The organism is uncultured Clostridium sp., assembly GCF_910588715.1.
Lineage (GTDB): Bacteria > Bacillota > Clostridia > Clostridiales > Clostridiaceae > Clostridium.
Genome location: NZ_CAJURG010000002.1, coordinates 373,613 through 390,019, shown reverse-complemented (window position 1 = coordinate 390,019; position 16,407 = coordinate 373,613). Strand labels below are relative to the sequence as shown.

General features: G+C 26.7%; 11 protein-coding genes and 1 other annotated feature. All 11 genes read left to right on the top strand.

Features of this window, described 5'->3' with window-relative positions; genetic code table 11:
* Positions 1-67 precede the first annotated feature (67 nt).
* The 11 genes from QZ321_RS06520 (at position 68) to QZ321_RS06470 (ending at position 16,403) form a co-directional block, all read left to right on the top strand.
* On the top strand, positions 68-1,198 hold the full coding sequence (locus tag QZ321_RS06520; protein ID WP_291750274.1) for a deaminase domain-containing protein: 1,131 nt from the start codon (positions 68-70) through the stop codon (positions 1,196-1,198).
* Between the two features lie 78 nt (positions 1,199-1,276).
* Positions 1,277-1,504: a binding site (T-box leader), on the top strand.
* Between the two features lie 55 nt (positions 1,505-1,559).
* A complete protein-coding gene (gene thrS / locus QZ321_RS06515; RefSeq protein ID WP_291750277.1) occupies positions 1,560-3,464 on the top strand; it encodes a threonine--tRNA ligase in 1,905 nt (634 codons plus the stop codon).
* Between the two features lie 130 nt (positions 3,465-3,594).
* Complete coding sequence (locus QZ321_RS06510; RefSeq protein WP_291750280.1) at positions 3,595-4,071, top strand: hypothetical protein; 477 nt, start codon at positions 3,595-3,597, stop codon at positions 4,069-4,071.
* A 145-nt stretch (positions 4,072-4,216) separates the two neighbouring features.
* Positions 4,217-6,181, top strand: a complete 1,965-nt coding sequence (locus QZ321_RS06505) for an SBBP repeat-containing protein (RefSeq protein WP_291750283.1) — start codon at positions 4,217-4,219, stop codon at positions 6,179-6,181.
* A 213-nt stretch (positions 6,182-6,394) separates the two neighbouring features.
* Positions 6,395-7,105 carry a hypothetical protein gene (locus QZ321_RS06500; RefSeq protein WP_291742169.1) on the top strand — a complete coding sequence of 237 codons (711 nt, stop codon included), beginning with the start codon at positions 6,395-6,397 and terminating at the stop codon, positions 7,103-7,105.
* A 174-nt stretch (positions 7,106-7,279) separates the two neighbouring features.
* A complete protein-coding gene (locus tag QZ321_RS06495) occupies positions 7,280-8,140 on the top strand; it encodes a Cof-type HAD-IIB family hydrolase (RefSeq protein ID WP_291750285.1) in 861 nt (286 codons plus the stop codon).
* 561 nt (positions 8,141-8,701) lie between these two features.
* Entirely contained in the window at positions 8,702-10,528 is a 1,827-nt protein-coding gene (glmS, locus tag QZ321_RS06490) for a glutamine--fructose-6-phosphate transaminase (isomerizing) (RefSeq protein ID WP_291747098.1), read from the top strand.
* A 201-nt stretch (positions 10,529-10,729) separates the two neighbouring features.
* A complete protein-coding gene (locus QZ321_RS06485) occupies positions 10,730-11,005 on the top strand; it encodes a DUF4176 domain-containing protein (RefSeq protein ID WP_291747096.1) in 276 nt (91 codons plus the stop codon).
* A 202-nt stretch (positions 11,006-11,207) separates the two neighbouring features.
* Positions 11,208-13,322 (top strand): PRD domain-containing protein, encoded by a 2,115-nt coding sequence (locus tag QZ321_RS06480; RefSeq protein WP_291747094.1) that lies wholly within the window; start codon positions 11,208-11,210, stop codon positions 13,320-13,322.
* A 2-nt stretch (positions 13,323-13,324) separates the two neighbouring features.
* Positions 13,325-15,160: a PTS mannitol transporter subunit IICBA gene (locus QZ321_RS06475; protein WP_291747092.1), complete on the top strand. Its 1,836-nt coding sequence runs from the start codon at positions 13,325-13,327 to the stop codon at positions 15,158-15,160.
* Between the two features lie 82 nt (positions 15,161-15,242).
* Positions 15,243-16,403 carry a mannitol-1-phosphate 5-dehydrogenase gene (locus QZ321_RS06470; protein WP_291743309.1) on the top strand — a complete coding sequence of 387 codons (1,161 nt, stop codon included), beginning with the start codon at positions 15,243-15,245 and terminating at the stop codon, positions 16,401-16,403.
* Positions 16,404-16,407 lie beyond the last annotated feature (4 nt).

The window sequence follows — 16,407 nt, the reverse complement described above, 5'->3', positions numbered from 1 at the left end:
AAAAGGAATGAAACATAAGATTTTATAATTTTTTATAGATTTTTATAAGTTTTCAATAACGGTAATTATGATTAAAACAATTGATAAAGTAAATAGTGTAAAAAAGAAAAGAATTAAAATTAAAAGTTTAAATGATTTTAATAATGCATTAAAGATTGAAAATTATAATTTTAGTATATTAACAAGAGAAAATTTCAAAAAAGAAATGATTCATAATTTTAATATTAGTGAAAAAATAATAGATAAAATGTATAAAATTTTAGAGGATGAAAAGATTACTTATAAGGTAAGTGGAATCATAGATTTTATAAATTATATAGGAGATGAGATTCTTTTTGAAGAAGAGCATAATAATTTATGTAAAAAAATAAGTGATATAAGAACTTTAATTATAGATAGGGTTGAGTATGAAAGAATATTAACTGGTCAAGATGATGTAGAAGATATTTTAAGAATAGTAGATGAAATTAAAAACTCTATATCAAGAAAGATTAATGAAGAAGGAAAATTAAAGTTAGAAGAATTAGAAGATGAAATTGATAGAAAATATATTTATTCAAAAGATATTGAATTATTAAAAAGAATTATTCTTTTTAATAATAAAAATGTAAAAGAAGATTATGATAAAAATAGTCAAATTAAAACTTTAATAATTGAAGTACCAAAAGATATAAATTTTGATTATGTTAAAGCAGAAAAAGGAAGTGTTGAATATTATAAGCATATAAAAAGTTATATTCCTAGAATGAAAAGATTGATTAAGAATTTAGACAAATATATTATAAAACATAGTGATAATACATATAAAATTAATCAAAGTATTGTAATTCAAGACTCTGTAAATATGGCAATAGCAATATATAATGATGAAGAATTTAGAGCTGTTAGTGGAAAAAATGATATTGAAAATAGTTGTACACGAATACCTTTAGGTAAAGAATATTTTGAAAGTTGTAAGGTAAATAAGCTAGGTAAATTAGGGATAGGATATAATAGAGTTAATGATAGTGAAAAGAAGATATTTGAAAGAATACATAAGCTTATAGAAAATGGAAGCTTATCTGATGAAGGACAACTTATTTTGTACAGTAAATGGGAACCATGTCCTAGTTGTTATTATGTTATTAGTCAGTTTAGTAAGATATATCCAAAAATAAATTTAAAAATTATGTATTACAAGGAGTATGGTGAAAAATAAAAATCTTTACAAATAAATGTAAAAGTGTTAGTATTATTTTAATATAAATTTCGTATAATAGTAAATGTAATTAATATTTAGTATACGTTGAAAGGGAAAAGTATTATAGAATACAGTTTTTAGAGAAAAAGTGTCATAGGCTGAAAGCACTTTTAAATATGCCTATAAGAAAACTACCCTGGAGTTATGGTTTAGTATCAAGATAATGAGAAATACCATCGGTGAAGATCGATAACACTTTTAAAGATGAATTGAATTTTTAAATTCAATTTGGGTGGAACCACGGATATAGCATTCGTCCCAAGCTTAGGGATGGATGTTTTTTTATATTAAAAATAACTACGAAGGAGGTAGATGTGAAATGATTAATGTAAAGTTAAAAGATGGATCAACAATAGAAATTGAAGAAAATTCAAGTGTATTAGACTTAGCTAAATTAATTAGTAAAAAGCTTGGAAAATCTGCAGTTGTAGGTGAAGTTAATGGAACCTTAGTTGATTTGGATTATAATCTTAAAGATAATGATGAGGTGAATATAGTAACCTATGAAGATGAAGCTGGAATTGAGGTTATGAGACACACTACCTCACACGTAATGGCTCAAGCTGTAAAGAGACTTTATAAAAATGTAAAATTAGCTATAGGACCAACAGTAGAAAATGGTTTTTATTATGATTTTGATATTGAAACACCATTTAATAATGATGATTTAGTTAAAATAGAAGAAGAAATGAATAAAATTATAAAGGAAGATATTTCATTAGAAAGATTGATAGTAAGTAGAAAAGAGGCTTTAAAATTAATGGGGGAAAGAGGTGAAGTTTATAAGGTAGAACTTATAAAAGAACTTCCAGAGAGAGAAACAATTTCTCTTTATAAGCAAGGAGACTTTATAGATCTTTGTAGGGGCCCACATCTTTTATCTACTAAAGGAATAAAGGATTTTAAATTAACTAGCGTTGCAGGAGCTTACTGGAAAGGTAATGAAAAAAATAAAATGCTACAAAGAATTTATGGAGTAGCATTTGCTAATAAAGAAATTTTAAAAACTTATTTAATTAATATAGAGGAAGCAAAAAAAAGAGATCATAGAAAATTAGGTAAGAAATTAAAGTTATTTACTTTTGTTGATGAGGGGCCAGGATTTCCATTTTTCTTACCTAAAGGAGTTACACTAAAAAATAATTTAATTAGTTATTGGAGAGAGTTACATCAGAAGGCTGGATATGTTGAGGTTGAAACACCAATAATGTTAAATAAAAAATTATGGGAAACTTCAGGTCATTGGGATCATTATAAAGAAAATATGTATACTTCAATCATTGATGATGAAGAATTTGCACTAAAACCTATGAATTGTCCAGGTGGAATGATTGTTTATAAAACAGAAACACATTCTTATAGGGATTTTCCAATGAGAGTTGGGGAGCTTGGAAGAGTTCATAGGCATGAGCTTTCAGGGGCTTTACATGGTCTTATGAGAGTAAGGGCATTTACTCAAGATGATGCTCATATATTTATGTTGCCAAATCAAATAAAAGCAGAAATAAAAGGTGTTGTTTCATTAATTGATATAGTTTATTCAAAGTTTGGATTTAAATATGGTGTTGAGTTATCTACAAGACCAGAAAATTCAATGGGTAGTGATGAGGATTGGAATATGGCCGAAGATTCGCTAAAGGCTGCTCTTGAGGAAATGAATTTACCATATAAAATTAATGAAGGTGATGGAGCGTTTTATGGACCTAAAATAGACTTTCATCTTGAAGACAGTTTAGGAAGGACATGGCAATGTGGAACTATTCAATTAGATTTTCAATTACCACAGCGATTTGAATTAGACTATATTGGAAGTGACGGTGAAAAGCATAGACCGATAGTTATTCATAGAGTTATTTTTGGAAGTATTGAAAGATTTATTGGAATATTAATTGAACATTTTGCAGGTAAGTTTCCAACATGGCTTTCACCAATTCAAGTTAAAATTTTACCTATTTCTGATAAGTTTGTTGATTATGCTGATGAAATTAAAGAAAGCCTAGAATCTAAAGGAATAAGAGTTGAAGTTGACTTACGTACTGAAAAAATAGGATATAAGATAAGAGAAGCTAGAAATGAAAGAGTTCCATATATTATTGTAGTAGGAGAGAAAGAGAAAAATGACAAAACTATCTCATTAAGAAGTAGAGAGAATGGTGATGAAGGATCTGTAGATTTAAATAGCTTTATCTATAGAGTTATGGATGAAATAAAGAATAGAAATTAAAACAGATTTTTATTAAAATGAATTTATATTATAAGAAATATTAAGTAACTAATTCAAATTTCCTTCATAGTATATATTAAGATTATATTATATGAGAATATCTTATATATACTGTACGGAGGAAAAGAGCATGGGATGCAGAAATAATAATTGTAATTGTAATAGTTGTAATAAGGTTAATCCGCTTTGTTGTGGAGAATTAAAAGAACTTCATGATTTAGTAAAAGAATTTTTAATGAATAATGAAGATTTCAAGGATAGTTTAGATGAAAATTTAGAAGAATTAATTGAAGTAGTTTGTAATTTGAAATGTACACTAAAAGATCAACAATGTACTTTAGAAAGCTATGTTAAAATAGAAGAATGGTTAGATGATGATTGTAATTGTTATGATTGCAATGCTGATAGTTGTGAATGTAAAAAATTAAATAGGGATGTAGAAATGATATTAAAAGAAATTACAAAAGAAGTTTTAGAAGCAGTAAATGATCTTAATTGTACAATAAAAAAACTTGAACATGTTCAATGTTTAGAAAAAAAATTAGATAAAGCATTCCAAAAATATGTTGAATGTGTGCATGAAGAAAAAGATAGTTGTGAATGTTAAAGATATATTTTTTATAATAAATAGAATATAAAAAGAAGAAGGTTAGCTAATTGTTAACCTCCTTTTATTATAGTTAAATAGTGATAATTAAATTAATATAAACATATTTTAATATATATAAAAATACTTTAAAGGGATGGTATATTTGGAAGAATTAAAATTACCGAAGGTTTTAAATAGCTTGCCATTAATTTTTGAAAGAAATATAGGACAACATGACAAAGATGTACAATTTATTTTAAATAAAAAGGAGTGTACAACATTTTTTACTGATAAAGAGCTAGTTTTAGCATTTAATAGTAACTTGAAAGAAGAGGTAGAAGATTTAGATAATAATTTAACAGTAAAGTCAACTTTAAATAGCTTAAATCAATATAAGTCAAATGTAATTAGAATAAGCTTTGAAGATTCTAATAAAACCCCTCAAATAATAGGTAAAAATGAATTTAATTGCAAAATAAATTATTTTGAGGGAAATAATCAATCGGATTGGAAAAGTTTTATACCTATATATGAAAAGGTATTATATAGTGAAATTTACTCAGGAGTGGATTTGTTGTATTATGGGAAGCAAAATGATTTGAAATTAGAGTTTATTGTACAACCTAATCAAAATTCAAATTGTATAAGTTTAAATTTTGAAGGTGCAGATAAAATAGAAATAGATGATGAGAAAAACTTAGTAGTTTTTTTTGATAATAAGTTTATTAAGCTCTTAAAGTTGGAAGGTATTCAAGAAGGAAATGAAGAGAAAGTAGAATGTGATTTTGAAATAAAAGATAATTTAAAAGTTAAATTTAATATATTAAACCGCGATTTAAATGAAGTATTAAAAATAAATACAAAGTTTTTATTTGATGATTTTAAGTCAACTAAAGTTACATCTAGAGAAAATTCTATTGTTTCAGATAATGATAATTGTATTTATATTACTGGTGTTACAAATATTCAAGAATTTCCTAAAAAAAGAATATATAAGCCTATTTATTCAAGAAAGGATTATAGTGTATATATAGCAAAAATAAATTTACTTAAAAATGGTCAAGCTTCATTAGAATATGGAGCGTATATTTGTGGTAATGGTGTTGATGAGGGGATTTCTTTAGCTGTAGATTATAATGGTGGAGTATATGTTGCTGGAATTACAAATTCTACAGAAGGATTTCCAACAACAGAAGGGGCATATTTATCTAATTATCCAGGTGGTGATATAACAGGATTTTTAATAAATATAGATACAAATGAAGTTGGAGTAAATAGTCTAATATATGGAAGTTATTTGGGTGGAAATGGCAGTGATTATATATATTCTATCGCATTAGATAAAAATAAAAATATATATGTTGTAGGAGATACAACATCAAATAAGGGTTTTCCAATAACAGATAATTCATATAAAAATGTTAATAATGAAAAAAATAGATGTGGATTTTTACTTAAATTAGATACAAAAAGAACAGGGGAAGAGGGACTATTATATGGAACATATTTTGGTGGTACAATAAGTGATAGTTTTTACTCATTAGCTATAGATCATAATGATTATGTTTATATAACTGGAGTTACTAAATCAAATGACTTTAAAACAACAGATAGTGGATATCAAAAATCTAGTTTTAACTCTTTAAATAATGCTTTTTTAGTTAAATTTGATTTAACTAAAAGTGGAGAAGAAAGTCTTTTATACTCAACTTATTTAAGTGGGGATGGAGACGATATAGGATATTCAGTAGCAGTAGATAATAATGAGTGTGCATATATAATGGGACTAACGACTTCAAATGAAAAATTTCCAATAACAAAAAATTTACTTAAGGTAGAAGAAGGTAATAAAAAAGAAAATGGGTTTTTAATAAAGTTAGATACAAAATTTTTTGGAGAGGAAAGTTTAATATATGGAAGGTATTTAGATAAAAATAATATTGATATATGTTCTTATATAAAAATTAATAATAGCAATTATGTTTATATAGTAGGATTTACAGATTTTAAAAATTTCCATATAGATAATTTTAATTATAAAGATATTATTTTAATAGATAGTTTTGGAAATTTAGATGTATATAGAAGTGGAATGTATTTTGGTAAAGTATATAGACATTTAATTTAGATATAACCCCTAAAGTGATTTTGATAATGCTTTAGGGGTTATTTATTAAACTGAATTTATTTGAATATATTGCAATGACTAAAATTATGATAAATTTTTGACAAAATAATAATTTTTAGATAAAATAATAAAGTAATTTTAAATTAATGTAAATGTTTTAGAAGATGTAGTATTAAGTCGAAGAAAAAAATAGAGTAGTAGAGGGTGAAAAAATTGAATAAAGCAATTAATTTAATTAAACGTTTAGTATTATTTTTTGTAGGAATGAGTATAATTCAATTTGGAGTTGCGTTATTTTTAAAGACAAGCATTGGATCTGATCCATTTACTGTTTTTACGCAAGGATTGGCAACGGTTCTAAATAAAACAGGATTAAAAAATCTATCAATAGTACATATGATTTCAGGAAGTGCTGAAGTAACTCCTGGTGTTGCAAATATGATAATATTAATAATATTATTTATTGGAATACTTATAGTTGATATGAAAAAGATAAAGATAGGTACTTTAATTTGTGTTGTTGGTGTTGGGCCAATAATAGATTTAGGTGTAAAGGCAGTTTCATATTTCCCAGTAGAGTCAGCTAATATTTTCTTAAAAATGATATTAGTATTAGTAGGATGCTTTGTAATTGCAATTGGATTTTCGGTAATGTCAGCAGCTGATATTGGAGTTGCTCCAAATGACATAGTTCCTTTTATAATTCAAGATAAATTAAAATTCCAATATCGTTGGATTAGAATTGCTTTAGATGCAACGTTCTTAGTAGTTGGATTTATTTTAGGTGGAAAAATTGGTATAGGTACTATAATTTCTATGTTAGCAATAGGACCATTTATTCAATTATGTTTACCATATGGTAAAAGATTTGTTGATGATATTGTTAAAGGTAAAGAAAATAGTGGTAACGCTATTGCAGCTTAAAAATTTGGAAAGTTAAAAAGATATATTAATAGATATTATGATAAATGTTGTTTTATTATAATATCTATTATTTTTTTACTTTGATTTTTGAAATTGGGATTATATAATTTAAATAAATATAAAAAAACTCTGTTATAATATATATGAATTAAATACGGAAGAGAGGACTAATTTATGATAAAGTTAATAGCAAGTGATATGGATGGAACATTATTAAATGATGACCATATAATATCAGAAGAAAATTTAAAAGCTATAAGAAAAGCACAAGAGATGGGAAGACATTTTACAATTGTAACTGGGAGAGATTATGAAGCAGTAAAATATTACTTAGAAGAATGTGATTTAAAATGTGAATGTATTTTAAATAATGGTGCAGAATACAGAGATGTAAAGGGAAATGTAATTGAAAGCGTTCATATGAATAAAAATAGCGTAAAAATAGTAATAGATATGTTAAATGAAGCTGGTTTATGTATTCAATTAATGACTAATAAAGGAACTTACATAACAAATAAAGAAAGCGACAAAAAGGCTATTATTGATAGATTTAAATTATTTAATCCTAAGATGACTGAAGAAGAAGTAATAGAATTTGTTGAAGAGTTTGGTAAACAAAGGGGTATTAAAGAGATAGATAATGTTTATGATATTTTAGAAAGTGATATAGATATATTAAAAATAGTAACTTTTGATAATGATGAAAAGTTAATAGCAGATTTAAAAGAAAATTTAAGAGAAAACACTTCAGATTTAGCAATTGCATCAACTTTTTCAAATGATATTGAAATAAGTGATATTAAAGCTCAAAAGGGTCTAATTTTAGCAAAGACTATTAAAAAAATGGGAATAGATAAAAGCGAAGTAATAGTTCTTGGAGACAGTTTTAATGACTATTCTATGTTTACTGAATTTGAGAACTCTTATGCTATGGAAAATGCAATTCCAGAAATTAAAGAAATTGCAAAATATATCACTGATAATAATAATAATGATGGAGTAGCAAAGGCAATTTATAAATCATTAGAAGTATAATTTAATAATTGAAAAGAGTTTATACTTATATTTAATCAGAAATTTTAATATTAGTATAAATTCTTTTTTTATTATATTAATTTTATTTATGATATATCTAAATTTATTTTAATAAGTTTATGACTTTTTGAGTTAATTTTTTATATTATGAAATTGTTTAATTTTGTCACTAATTAATTAGTGACAATTATGTGGCATCTATTAATTGAAGTACTTACTTAATGAATATAAAATTAATAGTGTTAAATGAATATTATTATATTTATTAACTTTAGCAAAGGGAGAGTGATAATAGGAATAAGTTTTTAATTTAAAGCGCCAGGACTCTTAGGAGTTGACGAGGATGGGGAGTATCGAATTCTTCGGCGGGTGCCCCACGGTATCGCACTACCGTTAGCGACTAGTAAAACTATGAAGTGATTTGTAGGACAGGTCTAGTCAGGTGTTAAAACCTTCATTGTAATCTAGTTAAGTATTAATTTGTATTTTAAAATTAAATGCTAGATTTTACAATAAAATTTTATAAAAATAAAAAGTGTATAATGGGAAGGAAGATTTTATATGTGCGGAATAGTTGGTTATGTAGGAAGAAAAAAAGCAAGTGATTTTTTAATAGAAGGATTATCTAAGTTAGAATATAGAGGATATGATTCAGCTGGTATTGCAGTTATTAATAATGGTAATGTTGAAATAAGAAAGCATAAAGGACGTTTATCAAATCTTGTTGACGAATTAAAGAGTAATTCAGCAGATGGAACAATAGGAATTGGACATACAAGATGGGCAACTCATGGAGAGCCATCAGATGTAAACTCTCATCCTCACCAAACTTCAAAAGGTGATATTACTGTAGTTCATAATGGTATTATTGAAAATTATAATGAACTTACAAAATGGTTAAAGAGCGAAGGGTATGAATTTAAATCAGCAACTGATACAGAAGTAATACCTAATTTAATTCATTATTATTATGATGGAAATCTTTTTGAAGCTGTAGTAAAAGCTACTGAAAAATTAGAAGGAAGTTACGCTTTAGGTGTAGTTTGTGGACAAGAACCGGATAAAATAGTAGCCGTTAGAAAAGACAGTCCATTAATAGTTGGAATAGGAGAAAATGAATCATTTATAGCTTCAGATATACCAGCAGTATTAAATTATACTAGGGATATATATCTTTTAGAAGACAATGAATTTGTTGTATTAACTAATGATAAAGTAGAAGTGTTTGAAGCAAATGGCGAAAGAATTAATAAAGAGATATATAAAGTAACATGGAATGAAGACTCAGCAGAAAAGGGTGGATATGATTCTTTCATGTTAAAGGAAATTCATGAACAACCAAAGGCTATGAGAGATACAATGTCAGGAAAGGTATCTTTAAATGAAAAAGTTAATTTAGGAGATTTTAAACTTACAGCAGATGAGCTTGAAAATATAGATAGAATATATATTATTGCTTGTGGAACTGCATATAATGCTGGACTAATTGGTAAGGTAGCAATTGAAGATTTAGCAAGAATACCTGTTGAAGTAGCAATAGCATCGGAGTTTAGATATAGAAATCCAATAGTAACAAATAAAACACTTATAGTTACGCTAAGCCAATCAGGAGAAACTGCTGATACATTAGCAGTTCTTAGAGATGCTAAAAAGATAGGGGCTAAGACTTTAGCTATAACTAATGTTGTTGGAAGCAGTATTTCCAGAGAAGCAGATAGTGTAATATATACTATGGCTGGACCAGAAATTGCAGTAGCATCAACTAAGGCTTATACAACTCAAGCAGTTATAATGAATTTATTAGGAATGTATTTAGCTGATTTAAAAGGATTATTAAATCCAGAGGAAGAAGCTGAGATAAAAAATTCATTATTAGAATTACCAAGTAAAATAGAAGAAGTTTTAGAGAAAAAAGAGCAAATATATGAAATTGCAAAACTTGTAGCTAATGAAAGAGATTTATTCTATTTAGGAAGAGACGTTGACTATGCTTTAGCTATAGAAGGTGCTCTTAAAATAAAGGAAATAGCGTATATCCATTCAGAAGCATATGCTGGTGGAGAGCTTAAGCATGGAACTATAGCTTTAATAGAGCCAGGAACTAAAATAATAGCATTACTAACTCAAACTAATTTAATGGATAAAATGATTAGTAATATTAGAGAGGTTAAATCTAGAGGAGCTGAAATTATTGGTGTAGCTTATGAAAATCAAGATTTAGATTTATCTATTTTTGATGAAGTTATAAGAATACCACAAATTTCAAAGAGAATAGCACCAGTATTAGGAGCTGTTGTATTACAATTATTAGCATATTATGTTGCAGCTGAAAGAGGTTGTGACATAGATAAACCAAGAAATCTTGCTAAATCAGTTACTGTTGAATAATAAATAGTATTAAAAATAATATTGACTATATCAAATTCTAATGAAGTAGATTTTGATATAGTCCTTTTTATTTTAATTAAGTTTTTATATATAAAAATATAAATAAGAGAGTTTTTTGAAATATCTATTATAATTTTCTATAAGTATGTATAATCTATAATGATGATATTAAAATATTACATTGTAGAGGGGGTACATAAAGTGGAAAATAATAAGGAAGAACTTTTATCATTAGGATCGATTGTAGTTTTAAAAGGTGGATTTAAAAAACTTATGATAATAGGGAGAATGCAACTTCAAGGTGAAGAAGAAAAGCTTTGGGATTATCTAGGGGTTTTATATCCAGAAGGATATTTAGGAGATAGTTATAAATTTTTATTTAATAATGAAGATGTTGATAAAATTATTTTTGAGGGATATTCTGACTTAGAAGATGAAGCTTTAAAATTAGCAATAAAGAATTATAAGGTAGAGTAGAAGTGCTTTTTATAGCACTTCTTTTTTCTTGTAATTATAATTTAAAAATATATAATTATATTAATGACATAAATATCTTTAGATTTGTCACTAAGTGATAAAGACATTTATGTCATATGAATTAATTGATGTAAACGAATAAAAAGAATAAAATAAACTTGTAAGAAGTTTATATTTAAAAATGTCACCAATAGGAGATCTCATGAAAAAGAAAAAATTAATGTCTAGACAAAAACAAATTATACAGATTTTAACTAAATCAACTATTAAAAATCCTATAACAGTTTCAACAATTGCTGAAAGCTTAAATATAAGTTCAAGAACAGTATTAAGAGAGATGCCTAAGATTGAAGAATGGTTAGATGAAAATGGATTTAATTTCATTAAAAAACCTGGTGTAGGTTTAATAATAGATGAAAATTTAGAAAATCAACAATTAATATTAGAACTTCTAGAAGTTGAAAACGTTCAAAAAGAATATACCAAAGATGAAAGAAAGAAAATCATATTAGGTGAGTTATTAGTAAGTAAAGAGCCATTGAAATTATTTTATTTCACTAATCAATTAAAGGTTTCTGAAGGAACACTAAGTAATGATTTAGATGGAATTGAGGAATGGCTAAAGGAATTTGATATTAAGCTTATTAGAAAACAAGGATTAGGTATTTATCTAGAGGGAAATGAAAAGAATTACAGGAAGGTATTAGCTGATATTTTATATAAAACCTTAGATGAAAAAGAATTAATAAAGCTTTTAAAAAAATCATTGAATACTCCTAATACCGAAAATAGTATAGAGTTCTCAATAGAAAATAGAATGCTTAGTTTTATTGATAAAAAAATAATTAGAGATATAGAAAAGATAGTATCTGATTTAGAAGAAAAAGTTAGTTTTAAGCTTATAGATAGCGATTATATTGGACTAGTTGTTCATCTATCATTAGCAGTTCAACGAATAAAAAATGGTGAAAGAATTTCAATGGATGAAGAATCATTAAGTCAATTAGAAATACTATCAGAATTTTTATTTGCAACTGAGATTGCAAAGGAATTAGAAAAGATATTTGCTATCGAAATTCCTAAGGATGAAATTGGATATATAACAATGCATTTAAAGGGAGCAAGATTAAGATTAAACAAAGTAGAAAATGATATTAATTTAGACAATTTAGATATTAAACAAATTTGTAATTATATAATATCAGAAGTTGAAAAAGACTTTAATATTGAAATAGCTAATAAACAGAAATTAAATAGAGATTTATATAATCATTTAGTTCCAGCAGTTAGCAGAATGACTATGAAGCTTAACATTAGGAATCCATTATTAGAAAATATAAAGGAAAAGTATAAAGAAGTATATAATTCTTGCGAAAAGGCTTGTGAAATATTAAAGAAAATTACTAAATTAGATAAAATACCGGAATCTGAGGTTGCATATATAGCAATGCATATTGCAGCAGCAATAGAAGAAAATATAAAAAATGAAAATTTATCAGTTGTAATTGCATGTCCAACAGGAATTGGAACATCTAGACTGTTAGCTGTAAATATAAAAAAAGAGTTTGAAAACTTAGATATAAAAAGAAGTATATCAGCTATAAATATTGATACAGATAAGTTAAAAAGTGAAGGAATTGATTTTATAATATCAACAGTAGAACTAGATGTGGATTATCAACATATTTGTTTAAATCCAATGTTTTTGCAAAAGGATAAAATAAAGCTAAAAGAGTTTATTCATAGATATTCTAAAAATAGAATATTAAAAAAAGTAGCAAAAAAAGAGCTTAAGTGTGATAAAGATAAAATAAAGAGTGTAACAAATTTAGGTACAGAAATAGTTTCAATAATAGAAGGTGTAGTCTTAAGAGAGTTAAATTATGTAGAATCAGTAAACGATTTGATGGGGGTGGCTAGTAGTATTTTTGCAGATAACCTTAGCCATTCTAAAGAAATAAAGAAATCATTAATCGAAAGAGAAATGAAATCTAGCACTTATTTAAAAGGATTTAATATGATGCTTTTACATTGTAAAGATGAAAAGATTACCTCTTGTAAATTTGGAATTATAAGATTAAAAGAAAAGTTAGTAGAAAATAATAATGAAATTGATTTTGCAATTGTTTCTTTAATTCCAGAAAAAAATACAGAAACTCAGATAAATATAATGAGTCATATAAATGGAGAAATAATAGAGAAAAAAAGTTTTAGAGAAGCTATTAAAAAAAGTAGTGAAGAAGAACTGAAAGAGATTATAGAGAAAATCTTAGGAGATTTATATAAGAAGGAATTAAAGAGTATTATGGAGGAATAGAGATGATTAAGGAAAGAGTTCAAAAGTTTGGTAAGTTCTTAAGTGGAATGGTAATGCCTAACATAGGAGCATTTATAGCTTGGGGATTAATTACTGCATTATTCATCCCAACAGGATGGTTTCCTAATGAGCAATTAGGTGGATTAGTTGATCCAATGTTAAAATACTTACTTCCTTTACTAGTTGGATATACAGGTGGGAGAGTAGTTGGTGATGTAAGAGGTGGAGTAGTTGGTGCAGTTGCAACAGCTGGAGTTATAGTTGGAGCAGATATTCCAATGTTTATTGGAGCTATGATAATGGGTCCACTAGCTGGATATACTATTAAAAAGTTTGATAAAGCAGTTGAAGGTAAAGCACCAGCAGGATTTGAAATGCTTATTAACAATTTCTCAGTTGGAATTATTGGATTAATACTTGCTATAGTTGGATTCTATGCTATAGGACCAGTAGTAGTTGTTGTAACTGAAGCTCTTAAAGTAGGAGTTGAAGTAATAATCTCAAAGGGATTACTTCCTTTAGTATCAATATTTATTGAACCAGCTAAGGTATTATTTTTAAATAATGCAATTAACCACGGTATTATAGGACCAATTGGAATTGAACAAACTCAAGAATTTGGAAAATCTATAATGTATTTATTAGAAGCAAACCCAGGTCCAGGGCTTGGAGTATTATTAGCATACTGTTTCTATAGTAAAGGTGCAATGAAACAATCAGCACCAGGGGCTGCAATCATACATGCAATCGGAGGAATTCATGAGATTTACTTCCCGTATGTATTAATGAATCCATTATTAATTATAGCACCAATAGTTGGTAGTGCAGCAGGTATAGTAGTATTTTCAATTTTTAATGCTGGATTAGTAGCAACTCCATCACCAGGAAGCATACTTGCATTAATGGCATTAGCTCCAAAGGGTGGAATGATTGGAATTTTAGCAGGTGTTCTTACATCAACAATAGTATCATTTGCTGTTGCAGTACCATTAGTTAGAAGTGCTGCTAAGAAATCAAGTGATGATGTTAAAGAAGATTCAAATACAGATAGTGAAGTTGTAATTGATAAAGAAGTTATTAAGAAAATAGTATTTGCTTGTGACGCTGGAATGGGTTCTAGTGCAATGGGAGCAACAAAGTTCAGAAATAGAATAAAAGGATTTGCATCTCATATAACAGTTATAAACTCATCAGTAGATACAATACCAGCTGATGCAGATATAGTTGTAAGTCATAATAAGTTAGAAGAAAGAGCAAGAAAAAATTCACCACAAGCAAATCATGTATTTATAGGAAACTTCCTGCAAGATGGTAAGTTAGATAGTTTATATTCTATACTAGAAAAAAGATTTGCTGGAAGTGAAATAGAAGAAGTTGCTGTGGCTGAAGTAGCAGCATCAACACAAGTTAAAGAAAGTTCAATATTAAAGAGTGACAACATAATCTTAGGATTAGCAAGTGAAAGTAAAGAAGAAGCTATTGAAAGAGCTGGAAAGATATTAGTTAAAGAAGGATATGTTAACAATAAATATATAGCAGCAATGCAAGAAAGAGAAAAAATAGTATCTACTTATATAGGTATGGGAATAGCAATTCCACATGGTGTTGGTGAAGCAAAGAAAGAAGTTGAGAAATCAGGAATAGTTGTGCTTCAATATCCAGAAGGAGTAGTTTTTGGTGATGACTTAGCATATTTAGTTATAGGTATTGCAGGAGTTGGAGATGATCACTTAGAAATATTATCTAACATTGCAACATCATTAGAAGATGAAACTCTTGTAGACAAGCTTAAAAATACAGATGATAAGTTTGAAATATTAAAAACATTTAACAAATAGCAAGAAAACGTTTTAATAAGATTTTGATGATTTAAAGATATTTAATGTATGATTTTATGGATATATTTAGGAGGAATTATAAATGAAAAAAGCAATTCAATTTGGAGCAGGAAATATAGGAAGAGGTTTTATTGGATCATTATTATCAAAAGCAGGATATCATGTAGTATTTGCAGATGTAAATGCTGAAATTATAGATAAAATTAATAGTGATAAAAATTATACTATTCATGTAATGGATAGCGTTTGTTCAGAAGAAAAGATTAATGATATAAGTGGTGTTATATCAATAAATAATGAAATATATAAAGAAATAGTTGAAGCTGAAATTATAACTACAGCAGTTGGACCAGTTGTTTTACCAAAGATAGCACCAACAATAGCAAAGGGTATATCTCTTAGAAGAGAAAATGGTATAGAAAGTTATTTAAATATAATAGCATGTGAAAATGCAATTAAAGCTAGTTCACAACTTAAAGAAGAAGTTAAAAAATATTTAAATGAAGAAGAAATTGCATATTTAGAACAATTTGTAGGATTCCCAAATTGCTCAGTAGATAGAATAGTTCCTCCAGTAAAGAGTGAAAATATTTTAGATGTTGTAGTTGAAAATTATTATGAATGGAATGTTGAAGAAAAAGCATTTAAGGGTGAAATTCCTACAATAGAAGGTATGAATCTAGTAGATAATTTAATGGCATATATTGAAAGAAAGTTATTTACATTAAATACTGGACATGCAATAACAGCTTACTTCGGATACTTAAAGGGATATGAAACAATAGAAGAAAGTATTAAAGATGAAGTAATTTACGATTTTGTTAAAAAGGCAATGATTGAAAGTGGAAAAGGATTAATTGCTAAATATAATTTTGATGAAGAAGCTCATTATAAATATATAAATAAGATAATAGATAGATTTAAAAATCCATATTTAAAAGATGATGTAGCTAGAGTTGGAAGAGAGCCTTTAAGAAAGTTAAATGAAAATGATAGATTAATAAAACCATTAATTACTGCAAGAGGATATAATATTAATACAGACAACCTATTATTAGGTGTAGGTGCAGCACTTCATTATGATAATAAAGAAGATGCACAAAGTGTTAAATTACAAAGCTTAATTAATGAAAAAGGTATCAAAGAATCTTTAGCAGAAATATCAAAAATATCAGATGATACTGATGTATTAGATAAGGTAGAAAAATATTATGATGAAGTTAAGAAGTTAATAGGAGCATAATATT